We start from the raw sequence: 16,098 nt of genomic DNA, 5'->3' as shown, positions 1-16,098 counted from the left end.
TCTGTGGGCGACTTAAATTTCAGATAATTAACTATCTAATTTACGTATTTTAATGAAACCCAGTTGTTTCTTTGAAATTTTTTAACATATGTTAATCCTTTCTCCGTGCATGATGCATCAATAAACGGAATATCTTCTTCGTAGAAACCGCTAAAAAGTATAACTCCTTTTGGGTTCAAGCAATCAACATAACTTTGCATATCATTCAATAAGATATTTCGGTTGATGTTGGCAATAATCAAATCATATTTTTTATCTGCCAACAAAGCAGCATCGCCTTCGTAAACGGTAATATGTTTACAATTATTGCGTTCAGCATTTTCGATAGAATTCAAATAACACCAGTTGTCAATATCTATGGCATCGATTGGCTGAGCACCTTTCATTTCGGTCAAAATTGCCAAAATTGCAGTTCCACAACCCATATCCAACGTTTTTAAACCATCAACATCCATTTCAAGCAAATGCTGAATCATCATGTGTGTAGTTTCGTGATGACCAGTTCCAAAACTCATTTTTGGCTCAATTACAATATCAAATTCAGCATCCGTTTTTGGGTGAAAAGGAGCGCGAACGTGACATTTTCCATCAACATCAATAGCTTCAAAATTCTTTTCCCATTCCTCGTTCCAGTTTACCTGATCGATTTCTTCAATAGTATATTCAATTTTAAACTCTTCAGATTCTAAGATATATATGTCATCCAGAATATTCTCATCCCACAAATCTTTCTTCACATAAGCAGAAATTCCAGTTTCTGTTTCTGTAAAAGTCTCAAATGCTTTTTCTCCTAATTCAGCAATTAAAATTTCTGAACCCGGTTCTTTTGGTTCAATCGTAAAATGGTATCCTAAATATATATTTGACATAAATAAATTTTTTGCAAAGGTAAGAATAGAAAGTAGAAGTTGTTTATAAATAATCCATATCCTTACATATATTAATGTTAATTTTGACTAGAATTTGTAAGGATTTTTAAAATATGAAGAATATCATTTTTATTTTGCTCTTTGTGACACTTAATGGAGCAACTTGTGAAAAAGAACACGAAGTAATAAGATCATTTTGTTATTGGAAAACCGATCTGAATTTCGAAAACACAGATGATTCATTAATCAGAGATTTGAAAGTACAGCATTTGTATGTTCGTTTTTTTGATATCGATTGGAATCCGTATGCCAAAGAACCTTTGCCGGTTGCAACAATCAGGAACACAAGCCTAAATGAAAGTAACCCTGAGATTACACCAAGTATTTTTATTACAAACGAAGTTGTTTTACAATCCAATAAAAAACAATTGGATAGTTTGGCAATTCGAATTGCAAAACGCGTTGAACAAATTGGTGTAAACATAAACGAAGCAAAAGCGGATAAAATCGCCAATGCAATTGTATATCCAAAGGATTATTATAAGAATGAAAACTACAAACGCATCAATTATGATTCAGTAAAATCAATTGAACTGGCGAAATTAAAAGTTGATTTTAAAGAGATTCTGATCGATTGCGACTGGACCGAAAAATCGAAGAACAATTATTTTTATTTATTGAAACAAATCAAAAAAGGATTTCCAACAGCCCAAGTTTCAGCTACAATACGACTTTGGCAATACAAATATGCATCAAAAGCCGGAATTCCTCCAGTGGATAAAGGATTATTAATGTGTTATAATTTGACAAAACCGGAAGATTTTAAAACCAAAAATTCGATAGGAACCAGCGAAGAATTGGCGCAATATATTAGGCACGATCAATATAAATTAAAACTTGATATTGCTTTGCCATTATACAGTTGGGCGGTTGTTTTTAGAGGAAATCAGTTTAAAGGCATTTTATCCGATTATGATCAGCTAAGAAATGATACTATTAAACTGAAAAAAATATCAGACATTAAATATGTTCTGCAAGATGATATTTTGGTCGGTCAGACCTATCTTAGAAATGGAGATGAAATCAGGATTGAAAAAATATCTGAAGAAGAATTAGAGAAAATGATTTCGATAATAAAAAGTAAAATTAAGATTGATAATCAAACCAAAGTGACGTTTTTCTCTTTTGATAAAAAATACATCAACGATTATGGAACCCAAAATATATCCAGGTATTATGAGAGTTTTTAGCAGTTTACTTTTAGTTTTATGCTTTCAGGTTTCTTTCGCCTGTGGTTGGAGTGTTTCGCCGGAAACGAGCCGATTGGCCTTGTTTAAAGCACAACGTGAAGGTTTTTTTAAACTGACACCGTTTTATTATTCGGCAGATTACTATTATTCAACAAATACAGTTTCGGGCGTAGACCAGGAATTGAATTGTTTAGAATGGAAGAAAAAATTAGGCAGTCAAATTGATCCGAAAGATGTGCATACCATTTTGTACGAAACTGATGGAGAACAATTTGAAACGGCTTATGAAACCAAATCATTAAAACAAACTTTTGATAAAAACACTTTTATCGAAGCTCTATTATTGCCAAAAAACAAGGTTTTTTTGAACTATATTCTATTTGCTAAAAAACTCGAATACAATAGCAATACGGATGTAAAATGGGAATCCTGGGGACAAGTTGGTTATGGCAGTAAGGATCATAAATTGGCTGATATTACTGATTTTGAAAAGAAAATCAAAATAACTAAAGATGCATTTCTGAAACAACGCTATGCATTTTTAATGCTGAGATATAATTTTTATGCTCAGGATAAAAATGAAGTAATTCGTTTGTATAATACTTATTTTACTGAAAATAAAAACACTATTTTAGAACCATGGGCTTTGTATTATAAAGCTTTGTGTATTGAGAATTTTCCTTTGCAAAACTATTTATTGAGTAAAGTTTTTGCGTCATGCGAAGAAAAATCTTTTGCCGTTTTGCAACATTACAATTGGAAATTAACCGAAGAAACTTTGGCTCTAGCCCAAAATGACGAAGAACGAAGTGTAATTTTATCTATAGAAAGTTTCCGAAATCCTGCACCGGATCTAAAAACGATCGAAGAAGTTTACAAACTAAGTCCGAATAGCATTAATTTGAGTTTTTTGATAGGAAGAGAAATCAACAAACTCGAAGATTGGATTTTTACACCACAATATACCAATAACGGAAGTCCGTCGGTTACATTTGAAGGTACAGATTGGTATGGAGATTACGCTAAAGCGAAAGAGGAGAATTTAAATAAAGACATTTCGAATTTAAGAGCATTAGAATATTTTTTGATTTCGATCAGAGAACAAACTTCTGGAGAACAAAAGGATTATATAACGACAGCAATCGCACAGCTTTGTTTTATGGACGATCAAATTGATTTGGGTAAAAAATATACCGATATGATTTCTGATAAAGCCAATGCATCGATTCAGATGCAAAAGAATATTCAATTGGCTTTGGTTTCATTAAAGCAAGATAATTTGAAAAGTGAGAAAGTTCAAAACCAACTTTTCGAATACTTTAATTCAGTTGAGAATTTAGTCGAAGCAGATTATGGATTATTTAAAAACATGTACAGTTTATACCGAATTGCCAGTGCTGATTTTGCGAAACAAGGCGATCGTGTAACAGCAGGCTTGTTAGCGATGAAATCAGACCTTAAAAACGAAGGAGAGTATTCGGTTTATAATAACCCTTATTTTTATAGTTATATTGGTTATTTCGACCGAACTGCGACGGTAGAAGATGTAGATCGTTTGATGGCTTTACAGCAGAAAAAAGATAAAACGCCATTTGAAATATACATTTGTTCCGGAACGATAGCACCAAATATCAATTATTACAAAGATCTGAAAGGAACAATTGCCTTTAGAAATAATGATTTAGAATTGGCGTATAACACCTTTTCGAGCATGCCAAAAGATTTCTGGGAGAAGAATTATTCGTTTACCGATTATTTGAATGAGAATCCGTTTACGCCAAAAATTCTGCAAAAAGATAAAGAACGAAAATTTGATTATCATTTTAATAAAACCGATTTTATTGCGAAATTGATTCAGCTAAAGAAACAAAACACAGCATCGAGTAATTTACAATTGGCACACGCATATTTTAATGTTTCGTACCTCGGAAATTCCTGGATGATGGTCGCGTACGATTGGACATCAGGAGAATCTTATGTTGATTATGTTTATGGAGATAATACAGAGATTGAAAAAACATACCAGAAAGGAAATTATTACAGCTTAACAATGGCTAAAATGTATTATGAAAAAGCCTTGAAAATGTCTAAAAATAATAACGAAAAAGCTTTAGCTAGTTTAATGATTTTTGAATGTAATTATTACAATCATTACGCTAATATAGTTTCTGCTGAGGAAGAAGAAAAGAATCCGTTTAAAGCAGGGAAGGAGCTGATTAATTTTTATTCGATCTATAAAACGACACCAACATTTAGAAGATACAATTGCCCTTTATTAAAAGCATTTATAAACTAAAAAGGGTTTACCATATAAGTGATATAAGTAAATATAAGTTTGTTTTGTTAAAGACATAAAAAAAGCGTTCGCACAGCGAACGCTTTTTTTATATAGTAAAATCTAAAATCTAAAATCTAAAATCTAAAATCTAAAATCTAAAATCTAAAATCTAAAATCTAAAATCTAAAATCTAAAATCTAAAATCTAAAATCTAAAATCTAAAATCTAGATAGCGGTAACGATAGCTAAGAAATCATCTGCTTTTAATGCAGCGCCTCCAATTAAACCACCGTCTACGTCTGGTTTACCGAAAATTTCTTTAGCGTTATCCGGTTTTACAGAACCACCGTAAAGAATCGAAACTTCGTCAGCGATATCAGCTCCAAAAGCTTTACGAACAACTTCTCTGATAAATTCGTGCATTTCCTGAGCTTGTTCTGGTGAAGCAGTTTCTCCAGTTCCAATAGCCCAAACTGGTTCGTAAGCTAAAACAACTTTAGACCAAGACTCTTTTGCGATATGGAATAATCCGTCACGTAATTGGTTTTCAACGATATTGAAATGATTTCCTGATTGACGATCTTTTAATTCTTCTCCAAAACAGAAAATAACTGTTAAGTCGTGTTTCAAAGCCGTATCAACTTTACTAGCGATTAATGCATCAGTTTCGTGAAAAATAGCACGACGCTCAGAGTGACCAAGAATTACGGTGTTTACACCAATACTAGTTAACATATCAGCAGAAATTTCTCCTGTAAAAGCTCCACCTTCAGCTTGGTGAACGTTTTGAGCAGAAACACCAATTGTAGTGTTTTTTACTTTAGCAACTGCTGCCTGTAAGTTTACAAATGTTGGAGCAACAATTACCTGAGCAGTAGTTTGTGCTGGTATTTTAGCAATTAATTCGTTTAATAATTCTTCAGTTTGTTCTGCGTTTTTATGCATTTTCCAGTTTCCTGCAACAATCTTTTTTCTCATTTTGGTAGTTTTTATTTATTCTTTTTTGTTTTTTATTCTTGTATTAATATCAGAGCCAGCATTGACATTGACATTGAATTTTATTTCAAGCTTTTTAAAGTTTCATTGATTTTATCAAAATCAGTTTCGATAGCGCGGTACAATACGATTTTTCCTTTTTTGTCTACAATAATATATCTCGGAATCCAGTCTAAATCGATCGCTTTTCCAAAAACACCTTTCATACCGTCATTCATCATGAAATGATCGCCTTTTAATTCGTGTTTTTCGATTCCGGCTTTCCATTTGTCAGCTGTTTTATCAGCCGAAAGGAAAAGATAAGAAACATCAGGATTATTAGCTTGTAATTCTTTTACTTTTGGCATTGCTTTTACACAATCGCCACACCAAGAAGCCCAAACCTCGATTACCAAAGTTTTACCCTTGTATTTTTTTAAAATGTTTTTGAAAGAAGTCTGACCTCCGTCAACGGTTAATAATTTTTCAGACAAAGCTTCTTTAGAAAAACTTGTTTTCTGAGCCTGTGAACATGAAAAAGTAATAAATGCAATAACAACTAAAGCTATTTGTTTCATATTATAATTATAATTTTTTAAATACTATGAATTGTCTTTTCCGAACTGAATCTGCAAATTCAAATCAGAGCAATTTCATAAATTAAGGTTCCGAACAAAGTTAAACAAACAAATCGAAAGCCAAATGGAGATTAACAAAATTTGAAGACTCGTTTATTTTATCACAAAACAGGAATTTTCGGTTAAAAAAAGCGGACTGAAATCGTAATAGTTGACTGAGAAATTAGGATTTTTTAGAATTAAACTGTTGAAGAAATAAAAAAAGATGTGATTTTTTTATTTATAAAATAATTTCAGAAGCAAAAAAACGTCAGGTTCATATCAAAAAAGCCTTCAATATTTATTCTGATTTAGAATTTATTGAAGACTTTTTTATTGTTTTTTTTTAGAATTTTTAATTCACATCATAATCGCCATTTGCCCATTTTTTACTCGGAGCAATCCAATTATCTGCAGCTTTGTATAAAAAACCATGCTTCAGATTGGTATGTAATTCGATTTGTTTAAAATGATTTATTTTGAGTTTAGAAGTTTCTTTCCGTTTTGTAGCATCAACGCCTAAAACATCAGATTCTTCATAAATCATCAAAATGTTTCCACAGTAATTAATATCTGGAATCTCTTCGATATCGATGTCCCTAAAGCATCCGATAAAAACAAAATTCATATCAGGATTTGCTAAAAAAGTCGAAACATATTGTGCAATATAACCGCCTTTTGAAGTTCCGATTACCGTAATTTTATTTGGTGAAACTCCTTTCTTAATTTGTTTTTTTATCTGTTTCGCTATTTTTTCAGCGTAGTCATATGCATTTGTATTTTTCTTTCTGATTTCGCTAAAAACAGTAAAATTATCTTTTCTAAAGGAAGCTAAAATCTCGTTGTATTCTGCCTTTCCATATTCAGGATGTGCGACACTTAAATCATTTTGCTCGATAAAAGCATTGTGCAAAAAATAGATATAACGTTGGTCTTTGTTTGGTGTTTTTTCTTGGCTAAAAGCCGTAAAAGAACAAATTGTAATAAATAAAAAAGAAAAGAAGAATTTTTGAAATCGGTTCATAAAAAAATTTGTTTTTAATCTGTTTTTTAACAAATGTAAGAAAAGTTTTTAATCAGTTTTTTTGTAATTTAGTATAATAAAAAAACGCCAATAATCTAGATATAGAATATTGGTGTTTTTTTAAATTTTATGCTATTTACAGACCGTAAGCAACATCTGATAACTTTAAGTCATAGGTCCATTTTGTACAACAAAAATGCTTGAATTTGCTTTTTCAACTGTTTTTAAAGTTATTGTGTCGCAGAAACATGAAGTAAGTTTATTTTTTCTTTTTTAGAAAATGATTATACGCGATTAAAAGAAATGGAAATGTTACAAAAGTTAACCAGATTATAAATTGTCTGGGAACGATTTCATAATGATAATTAAAAAAGAAAATAATACTGACAAAAAGAATACAGAACACAGAGTCTGATTTGCTTACCTGTGTATCTGAATATCTATCGATATGCTCATTTTTGAGTTCACTTATTGTGTCAGAATACTTTATGAAGAAGAACATTTTCCAACTTGGTAGAAAACCAATAAGCATCATAAAATTCTGAATCATGTAAATACTTGAAATACCTAAAAGAAAATATTGAATTGCAATATAAGTTCCTTGTATTAATTCATTAGTACTTACAACGTTTCCATTTTCAAAAATCCCATATAAATTATCGATAGCAAAAAACATCATAATTATGGAACTCCAGATGCTTAGGATTAGTTTTTTAGTATTAGATAAAAAAACTTTACTAAAAGCATTATAAAAAGAAAATAAGGAAAGTGAAATTACAATAATAATAAATGTTTTTAAGATGATATTATCAAACCTTACCAAACCATTATCTATAACCCAATAAATCATCGATACCGAAAGTATTAAGGTTATACCTTCTGTCAATTGAGGAACAATTCTTCTCTCATTAAATATTCGTGAAGAAATAACATATAAAATAAAGAAAGCAATAGGCCAAGCTAAAATACTTAGATTTAAAATTTGCGTGAAATCAAATTTTGAATTAGGTGAGATGTGATATAAATAAAGACCTAAAGAAAAAGTAAAAATAAAAGAAATAATAGATATTAAAACAGCTGTTGTCCACGTTTTTGTAATTCTTTTACTTTCAAAAATAACACCTGCAATTAATGCTAGGATATGAAGAGGAATCAAATGTGCACCATCAGTTTCGTAAAAATTAAAATCATAGATGACATAAAGAATTAAAAAGATTATAAATGAAAAAAGGTAAAGATTTTTAGAAAAATTGGTAGTTAATTCATTTTTTAGTTTTGCACTCATATTTCTTATTGGTTAATTGTTTATTCAAAAAACGCCAATAATCTAAATATAGAATATTGGCGTTCTTTTGAATTTTATGCTATTTATATACCGTAAGCAACATCAGATAATTTCAAATCGTCAATATCGTTATAATGTACTTTTTGAATTACAGTTCCCTTATGTAAAACGACAATACTAGGATTCGCTCTTTCGATTGTTTTTAAAGCTGTTGCATCGCAAAAATAGAAATCAACATCTAAACCATATTGTTTTTTTGCTTTTGCAATTTCATCAGGTCCAGAAGCCGTCATTGCAATTACTTTGTATCCTTTTGCTTTAGCAGTTTTACTTAAACCTTCTAACTTTTTCATTCCGTCAGGATTAGATAAAGCTAAATCATAGGTTACAAAAACAAGTAATTTTGGCTCTTTTAACAATTCTGCTTTATAATCAGAATCTTCTTTAACCATCGTAAAATCGTGAATTGGCGGTACATAACCTTCAGTAATTACTTTGTCTTTTCTGTCAACAAATGTTGCGCCTTCGGGAATATTTGTCAAATCTTTTTCTGTAAATTCTTTATCAACTCCGTTTACTTTGTAGATAAAGATCATTTCAACTACTGATTTTGGAGCGCCTTCAGGAATTTCCATTCCTTTCTCGATGTTTGTTCCCACTTTATAAGGACGGAAATCTTTTATTGGATTGTGGTTTAGTACCCAAACTGCCATAAAAACACATAATATTACAGCAACGAGCGTAATTAAATTTGTCACCATCTTTGGAAATAAAGATTTTACCAATTTTTTATTGATGAATAAAATCAAAATAAAGAAAAGTAAAACGATATCTTTAGTAAACGACTGCCAAGGCGTAAGGTGTAAGGCGTCTCCAAAACAGCCGCAATCTTTAACTACATCAAAATACGCAGAGTAGAAGGTAAGAAACGTAAAGAAAACGATTAATAGTAATAAAAACCAAATCGTAAGTTTTGATTTATAGCCCACTAATAACATAACTCCCAAAACTACTTCCAGAATTACTAAAAAGATCGCTAATCCTAAAGCTAAAGGCTCTAAAAATGGCATATTAAAAACCGGTTCGCTAAAATATTCAGCTAATTTATAAGAGAATCCAACTGGATCATTCAGTTTGATTAATCCCGAAATAATAAATAATACGCCGACAAATAATCTTGAGAATTGGGTAATAAAGTTTTTCATGTTTTTTTAGTTTTTTCGCCACGAATTTCACGAATGAGCACGAATTAATTGGTGTTAATTCGTGAAATTCGTGGCTAAATTTTTTATTTTAATGGATTCAATATTAGAGCAAACACAGAATAATTAATCATGTCCTGATAATTGGCATCGATACCTTCAGAAACTAAAGTTTTGCCTTTATTGTCTTCAATTTGCTTTACGCGAAGTAATTTTTGCAGAATCAAATCGGTTAAAGAACTTACACGCATATCACGCCAAGCTTCGCCGTAATCATGATTTTTGGCTTCCATTAACTCTTTTGTCAATTTAATTTTAGCGTCATATAATTCGGTTGCTTTTTCAAGATCCAAATCAGGTTGGTCAACAACGCCCAGTTCTAACTGAATCAAAGCCATAATCGAATAGTTGATGATTGCAATGAATTCTCCTTTTTCATCTTCGTCAACCTTGCGGACTTCGTTTTCCTGCAAGCTTCTGATTCTTTGCGCTTTTATGAAAATTTGATCGGTCAATGAAGGCAATCTTAAAATGCGCCATGCACTGCCATAATCTTTCATTTTATTGATAAATAAAGTGCGGCAAACCGTAATTACATTATCATATTCAAGGGAAGTATTCTTCATTTATTGCTGTATATTTGCTAAAATTTCCTCAAAAATAAGGATAAAATTAAAGAGTTTAGGAAAAAAGTTTCAAGTTTCAGGTTTCAGGTTGATGTAGATTGTACTAGTTCAGTAACTTGAAACATGAAACCAAAAAAACATGAAACAAATTTCGTGAAACTTCGGCCTTGGAACAAATAAAAATTTCAAACAAAATGTTAATAAACTGCAAAGGCAAACTTTTAGACCTATCAATTCCTAAAGTAATGGGAATTTTGAATGTGACGCCAAACTCTTTTTTTGACGGTGGAAAGTATAAAAATGAAGCCGAAATTATCTCACAAGTAGAGAAGATGTTGTCTGAAGGCGCAACATTTATAGATATTGGAGCTTATTCAAGTAAACCAAGTGCCGAGTTTGTTACCGAACAAGAAGAAATCGAACGCATTGTTCCTGTTGTAGAATTGATTTTAAAGCATTTTCCGGAAGCTTTATTGTCGATTGATACATTTAGGGCCGAAGTTGCAAAAGCGAGTTTAGAAAGCGGCGCAGCAATTATAAACGATATTGCTGCAGGAGAGTTAGACGATAAAATGTTTGATGTTATCGCAAAATATAATGTTCCGTATATTATGATGCACATGCGTGGAAATCCGCAAACGATGCAAAGTTTGACACAATATGAGGATATGGTAAAAGAGATGCTTTTCTACTTTTCGGAAAAAGTAAAAAGAGCAAGAAGTCTCGGAATTAATGATATAATTTTAGATCCAGGTTTCGGATTTGCAAAAACAACCGATCAGAATTATGAGGTTTTGCAAAAAATGGAACTTTTTAATTTGTTGGAATTACCAGTTTTAGCCGGTGTTTCAAGAAAGTCTATGATTTATAAAACACTTAATAATACAGCGGAAGAAGCGTTAAATGGTACAACAGTTTTGAATACAATCGCTTTGACAAAAGGTGCTAAAATTCTTCGTGTTCATGATGTAAAAGAAGCGGTGGAATGTGTTACTTTGTTTAATAAGATGAATTAAATGTTTTTTAAATAATTATTTTGAAGAGAAAAATGGACATATTACTATATAATTTACATGAATCACATTTTCAATATCATCCTTATGATGAATTAGCTAAAGCATTTGCAAATTTTAAATTTTCAAATGAATCTTATTCTACAGAGGGGATTATAAAAAACAAACAAGTGGATCTTGTAAATATGCAGAAGTAAAAATTATTATAGAAAATAAAAATCCTGATTCAGGAGATCAGATATTTAGTTGGGAAGTTTCTAATGATAAAATTCCTATTGAATTTATGGATGTTATAATGACTACTATTAAAGGAATAATAAAAGATTATAAAAAATCATTGAAGTTTAGGATAGTAGGAGGTTCTTTTCATCCAGTTGATTCAAGTGCTTGGAGTTATGAAATAGCAACTTTTAGAGCAATTGAAAATTTAGTTAATTTTTCAACTTCTTAATTGATAATTCAACTTCAATAAACTTAAAAAAAAACAAACATGAAATACTTCAGCTTAATATTTATATTTCTTCTTTTTTCCTGCGAAGAAAAAAAAGACGTTTTACTTCCTAAAGCAAACATTTCTATAGTGAAAGATGTACAAGATCATTCACCAATTTATATCTTTTTTAAAACAGAAGGAAAAGATACAATTGCAGACGTAAACAGAAAAAACAGCATCATCTCAACCAATTGGATTTTCAACATAGACAAGCGTTTGCCATTAAGATTGGTAATTCCGGAAGTAATGAAACTTCAAGATAAAAAACGAGCCGAAAAAGCCCATAAAAACGAAAAAGCCGAAAATTATTATTCTTACGCAGATTCCATCGGAAAGAATATGGCCTTTTTACCTTTCACGAAAGTGTATTATAAAACAGAAAAACCGACTGAAGGAAGTTTTGTCTTTTATTTTAGAAAAGGAAAAAAACAAGTTTTGATGGGAAATAAGGAAATAAAAATATCAGAAATATTACAACATTTTTATAGTATAAAATTCGAAAGAGTGCCAGATGTGGTATTTTTATTTGATAAGAACATGAGTTATGACGAATACATTCAAGATAAAATTTTACTGCAAAAATACGTGTCTTACAACCTTGATAAACTTCCACTAGAATTCATTTTCTAAAACTGAATACTAAAAACCGCGACTAAAAACTTTTTCTACTGATGATGATAAGGTTCATTCCTTAAAATCGTAAATCCTCTATACAATTGCTCTATAAAAAACAAGCGAACCATTTGATGCGAAAATGTCATTAACGAAAGTGAAATTTTACCCTGTGCTTTGCTGTAAACGGTATCAGAAAATCCATAAGGACCACCAATAACGAAAACCAAAGTTTTGATTCCCGAGTTCATTTTCTTTTGCAATTCTTCAGAAAAACCAACACTGGAAAAGTTTTTTCCATTTTCATCCAGTAAAATCAATTGATCCGTTGGCGTCAGTTTTGACAAAATCAATTCGCCTTCTTTTTCTTTTTGCTGACTTTCAGATAAATTCTTTACGTTTTTGATGTCCGGAATAATTTCCAAATCAAATTTGATATAAAATGACAAACGTTTGGTATAATCGTCGATTAAAGTCTGCAACGATTTATTATCTGTCTTGCCAATGGCGATAAGTTTGATATTCATTTTTAGTATTATTTTTTTGCCATAGATTAAAAAGATTTAAACACATAGAGACATAGTTTTACTTTGTCTGTAAAAGGTGTTTCACTAATTAAAATACACATAGCTATGTGTGAAAGCTTGCTTTTTTTGTAATCTTAAACAGGAGCAATAAACATCTATGTTTCTATGTGTTTAGTTTTCAATTGAAAGCTTAATCCTTTAATCCGTCGGCTATTTTTTATTCTCAAAAACGGTTTCAAAATGCTCTACAACAGGAAACGGTTCGTAATAGTGATGCAAAATCTTTTTCCATTCCAGATAAGCTACAGAATTCCTGAAACCTACAGTATGATCTTTAAGTGTATTCCAGTCTACCAATAAAAGATACTTGTTTTCGACCTCAAGACATTTCTCTAAACGATGCCCTAAATAACCATCAATTGATGCAATATATTGACTTGCTTTTGCAAAATCGGCTTCAAATTGAATAGCTAGATTAGGTTTTACAAAAAGAAATGCTGCTTCTAGAATCATATAGATTAATTATAATTTTTTATCTGCTTGATCTGCTAAATCTGCGAGAGCTAATTTTTTTTCTCGCAGATTTAGCAGATTCGGCAGATTTTTTTTAATATTCCAATACAAAAAATCTGCGCTAATCGGCTTTAATCTGTTTAAATCTGCGTGCAATCTTCGCAACGATTAAACATTTTAATTTTTAGAAAATTTAGCTTCAAAGGTTTTAAATCTTGCGTCTAAATCTTTCAGTAATTGTTTTTTTACAGCTGCATCTTGAATAAAACTATAATTGATGCTGTTGTAGACATATTGTTTTATTGTTGCATACGTAACGTCAGGATATCTTTTGGCAAGTAAAACATATTGTTCCGTCATATTTGTTCTTAGAATTCCCGCATCGTCTGTACTGATTACAATTGGCACATTAAATTCTTTGTAAAGTGTAAATGGATGCCTGTTTTCTTTTACTTTCAAAATGAATTCGTTACTAGTCAAATTAATCTCAATTGGAATGTTGTTTTTTGCCATATAACGCAATAAATCATATGAATTTTCTTCGTATGCAATATCGACTCCGTGACCAATTCTGTTTGCACCTGCAATGTGAATTGCGGCGTTAATATGCCATGTGAGATCTTCCGGCTGTACCAAACCTAATGTCAATTCGCCCGCGTGAAGCGTATATTTTACATCGGGAAATTTAGAGTGGCAATATTTAAACATTACCATGTGCAGCCAATAATCTTTCATCGAATTTTCGCCATGTTCCGGAGAAACAATATTTACGCCTGCGACTAATTTACTATCGTTTGCAGAGATAAAAGCAATTGTCAGGTTCTTGAATAAATCAACCGGATCCATAAAGCGAAGTACAAAATTTTGATAACGCATGGTGAATTTGTCGTCGTCAATTTTTAAGTCTTTATGCAGTTTTGCAATGAAATTAGTATTGAAATCTGTTGCGTATTTTTTGGCATCTTTCTGCTGAATTGATTTATACAATTCATCCAAAAGTTTCAGAACTGTTTTTTCATCTTTCTGAGTTGCCGCCTGACGTAATTTTGTATTGAAATCAGTTAAATCAGAAACATTCATATCGCATGGAATCGTTGATAATTGTGTTTCGATATAACTTACATTTTCAGCTATTGCACGTTTTTTTAATTCCAGCATTCCTTCTGGAAAATGCCCTTGGATAGTGTTTTCAAATTTTTGAAATGAATCAAAAAATAAATCATCAGAAGGAACAGAGCCATTATAATCTTTAGCCGACCAGGTTTGCATGATTTGCTGCTCATAGAAAGCCAGTTTTCCTTCGTTCTTAAGAGCCGAGAAAGTTTGCCAATTGCCTTTTGAAGGTTTTGTTTTAGAAACTTCCATCGTTTCTAAATTCAAATAAAAATTTTCTGCAATTGCTCTTTCCAAAAGAGGTTCTGCATAAATTGATCCTGAAAAATGATGGTGTAAATCGCCGCCTTTTGGCATTTGTTGAAAGAAAGCTGTTAAGAGAGCTTCGTTATTTCTGTTTTTATCTAAATAATTTTCAGCCGTTTGAGAAAAGCCGATTTGTGCTATGAAAAAACAGAAAAGTGTAATTATCCTCGTCATACTCTAAGTTTAAATTACATGCAAATGTAAGGGTTTTTGAGGAGATTTGAAAATTTTGTTTTGAGGGGCAAAGGTTCAGAGGAGCAAAGTGACAAAGGTTCGAGTAAATTATTTTATAAGTTCTTCGATTTTTGTTTCTAACATTTGAATTTTTAAATCTTGAGTTTTTATTGAAACTTCTAGACTTTTAACCAAATTATTTAATGCATTTGTTTGAATATCTTTAATTTCAAATTTCTCAATTACATCTTTGATAAATCCTGCAAGATTCCTAAAAGTTTCATCCATAGCTAAAGTTTTTTCTTTTTCACTTTCAATAAATGTTAATGTAGCCTTGAATTTTTTCTGAATATCATTGAATTCTTCCTCGGTTGCGTATTTGAAAATTTTATAATCTGCTTTTAATGTTTCTAATTCTTGCATAAATGAATTAATTTAAAATGATGTATTGATATAAAAGACGCACTGCTGTGCGTTTCTACGTAAATATTAGGTTAAAACCTCTGAACCTTTGTTACTTTGCATCTTTGTACCTCAAGAAAAAAGCACATCACGAATCTCTGCTGTTTTATCAAAAACGCTTTTCGCAAAAGGACAAAGCGGAATAATTTTTATGTTGTTAGCTCTTGCATAATCAACCGCTGCCATAACCAGTTTTTTACCAACACCTTTTCCGTTAAAACCTTCATTTACTTCAGTATGATCAATAATGAATTTAGAATCTCCAGCCCAGGTATAAGTCATTTTTCCGGCTTCTTTTCCGTCTTCTATGGCTTCAAAATAGCCTCTTCTTGTATCGTTTATTTGATTTATTTCCATGATGCGTTAAATTAATGTGGTTTTAATTTCGATTGAATGCGTAAGTGTTTTATGAATTGGGCAACTATTGGCAATCGTTTCCAATCTTTGTCTTTGTGTTTCGTCGACTTCTCCAATTACTTCAATTTTTCGGGTAAATACGGCTACATTTCGCTCCGAATCTCTTTCAAAATCAATTTTGACATTTATTTCTGAAACATTCCATTGTTTGCGATTGATGTACATTCGCAAAGTAATTACGGTGCAGGAAGCCAATGATGCTGCCAAAAGTTCTGTTGGATTAAGTCCTAGGTTTTTGCCTCCAATTTCCTGAGGTTCATCGGAAATTAGGATATTTCCGCTGGCAGATGTTATTTCCGTTCGGTATAGTCGCGTATCAATTTGTGCTGATATAGTATCCAT

Annotated in this window: 18 protein-coding genes; 5 read left to right on the top strand and 13 right to left on the bottom strand. The window is 31.2% G+C overall.

Annotated elements, in window-relative coordinates; all coding sequences use genetic code 11:
- Positions 1–35: 35 nt before the first annotated feature.
- A complete protein-coding gene (gene prmA / locus EAH81_RS25635) occupies positions 36–869 on the bottom strand; it encodes a 50S ribosomal protein L11 methyltransferase (RefSeq protein WP_140511834.1) in 834 nt (277 codons plus the stop codon).
- Between the two features lie 113 nt (positions 870–982).
- On the opposite strand from prmA, the gene EAH81_RS25630 reads away from it, so the two are divergent.
- Both EAH81_RS25630 and EAH81_RS25625 read left to right on the top strand, forming a co-directional pair.
- Positions 983–2,119, top strand: coding sequence for a hypothetical protein (locus EAH81_RS25630; protein WP_140511833.1), 1,137 nt, complete (start codon positions 983–985; stop codon positions 2,117–2,119).
- Positions 2,079–4,415: a hypothetical protein gene (locus EAH81_RS25625; protein ID WP_140511832.1), complete on the top strand. Its 2,337-nt coding sequence runs from the start codon at positions 2,079–2,081 to the stop codon at positions 4,413–4,415. The genes EAH81_RS25630 and EAH81_RS25625 overlap by 41 nt, the downstream gene beginning before the upstream one ends.
- Before the next feature lie 207 nt (positions 4,416–4,622).
- On the opposite strand, the gene tpiA is transcribed toward EAH81_RS25625, so the two are convergent.
- The 6 genes from tpiA to EAH81_RS25595 form a co-directional block, all read right to left on the bottom strand.
- Entirely contained in the window at positions 4,623–5,375 is a 753-nt protein-coding gene (tpiA, locus tag EAH81_RS25620; RefSeq protein ID WP_140511831.1) for a triose-phosphate isomerase, read from the bottom strand.
- An 80-nt stretch (positions 5,376–5,455) separates the two neighbouring features.
- On the bottom strand, positions 5,456–5,950 hold the full coding sequence (locus EAH81_RS25615) for a TlpA family protein disulfide reductase (RefSeq protein ID WP_140511830.1): 495 nt from the start codon (positions 5,948–5,950) through the stop codon (positions 5,456–5,458).
- Between the two features lie 394 nt (positions 5,951–6,344).
- A complete protein-coding gene (locus EAH81_RS25610; RefSeq protein WP_140511829.1) occupies positions 6,345–7,013 on the bottom strand; it encodes a dienelactone hydrolase family protein in 669 nt (222 codons plus the stop codon).
- A 259-nt stretch (positions 7,014–7,272) separates the two neighbouring features.
- On the bottom strand, positions 7,273–8,298 hold the full coding sequence (locus EAH81_RS25605; RefSeq protein ID WP_140511828.1) for a hypothetical protein: 1,026 nt from the start codon (positions 8,296–8,298) through the stop codon (positions 7,273–7,275).
- Positions 8,299–8,381: 83 nt separating this feature from the next.
- Positions 8,382–9,503, bottom strand: a complete 1,122-nt coding sequence (locus EAH81_RS25600) for a BT_3928 family protein (protein WP_140511827.1) — start codon at positions 9,501–9,503, stop codon at positions 8,382–8,384.
- Between the two features lie 83 nt (positions 9,504–9,586).
- A complete protein-coding gene (locus EAH81_RS25595) occupies positions 9,587–10,126 on the bottom strand; it encodes a DUF1599 domain-containing protein (RefSeq protein WP_089479588.1) in 540 nt (179 codons plus the stop codon).
- 194 nt (positions 10,127–10,320) lie between these two features.
- On the opposite strand from EAH81_RS25595, the gene folP reads away from it, so the two are divergent.
- From folP to EAH81_RS25580, 3 genes are all read left to right on the top strand, one after another.
- Positions 10,321–11,142 (top strand): dihydropteroate synthase, encoded by an 822-nt coding sequence (gene folP / locus EAH81_RS25590; RefSeq protein ID WP_140511826.1) that lies wholly within the window; start codon positions 10,321–10,323, stop codon positions 11,140–11,142.
- 130 nt (positions 11,143–11,272) lie between these two features.
- Complete coding sequence (locus tag EAH81_RS25585; RefSeq protein WP_140511825.1) at positions 11,273–11,590, top strand: hypothetical protein; 318 nt, start codon at positions 11,273–11,275, stop codon at positions 11,588–11,590.
- Between the two features lie 39 nt (positions 11,591–11,629).
- Complete coding sequence (locus EAH81_RS25580) at positions 11,630–12,262, top strand: hypothetical protein (protein ID WP_140511824.1); 633 nt, start codon at positions 11,630–11,632, stop codon at positions 12,260–12,262.
- Positions 12,263–12,297: 35 nt separating this feature from the next.
- Here the strand turns inward: EAH81_RS25580 and rlmH are convergent, their stop codons facing one another.
- The 6 genes from rlmH to EAH81_RS25550 all read right to left on the bottom strand — a co-directional run bounded on the left by rlmH (position 12,298) and on the right by EAH81_RS25550 (position 16,098).
- Positions 12,298–12,771 carry a 23S rRNA (pseudouridine(1915)-N(3))-methyltransferase RlmH gene (rlmH, locus tag EAH81_RS25575; RefSeq protein ID WP_029269532.1) on the bottom strand — a complete coding sequence of 158 codons (474 nt, stop codon included), beginning with the start codon at positions 12,769–12,771 and terminating at the stop codon, positions 12,298–12,300.
- A 210-nt stretch (positions 12,772–12,981) separates the two neighbouring features.
- The gene (locus EAH81_RS25570) at positions 12,982–13,284 is read right to left on the bottom strand and encodes an antibiotic biosynthesis monooxygenase family protein (protein ID WP_140511823.1); all 303 of its coding nucleotides are present in this window, start codon (positions 13,282–13,284) and stop codon (positions 12,982–12,984) included.
- A 177-nt stretch (positions 13,285–13,461) separates the two neighbouring features.
- A complete protein-coding gene (locus EAH81_RS25565) occupies positions 13,462–14,877 on the bottom strand; it encodes an adenosine deaminase (protein WP_140511822.1) in 1,416 nt (471 codons plus the stop codon).
- 108 nt (positions 14,878–14,985) lie between these two features.
- Positions 14,986–15,300: a hypothetical protein gene (locus EAH81_RS25560; protein ID WP_140511821.1), complete on the bottom strand. Its 315-nt coding sequence runs from the start codon at positions 15,298–15,300 to the stop codon at positions 14,986–14,988.
- Between the two features lie 111 nt (positions 15,301–15,411).
- Entirely contained in the window at positions 15,412–15,696 is a 285-nt protein-coding gene (locus EAH81_RS25555) for a GNAT family N-acetyltransferase (protein ID WP_140511820.1), read from the bottom strand.
- A 6-nt stretch (positions 15,697–15,702) separates the two neighbouring features.
- Positions 15,703–16,098: an OsmC family protein gene (locus EAH81_RS25550; RefSeq protein WP_140511819.1), complete on the bottom strand. Its 396-nt coding sequence runs from the start codon at positions 16,096–16,098 to the stop codon at positions 15,703–15,705.

Origin of the sequence: Flavobacterium pectinovorum (genome assembly GCF_006438875.1) — a bacterium.
GTDB classification, from domain to species: Bacteria; Bacteroidota; Bacteroidia; order Flavobacteriales; family Flavobacteriaceae; genus Flavobacterium; species Flavobacterium pectinovorum_A.
This window is presented reverse-complemented; position numbering and strand designations above follow the sequence as displayed.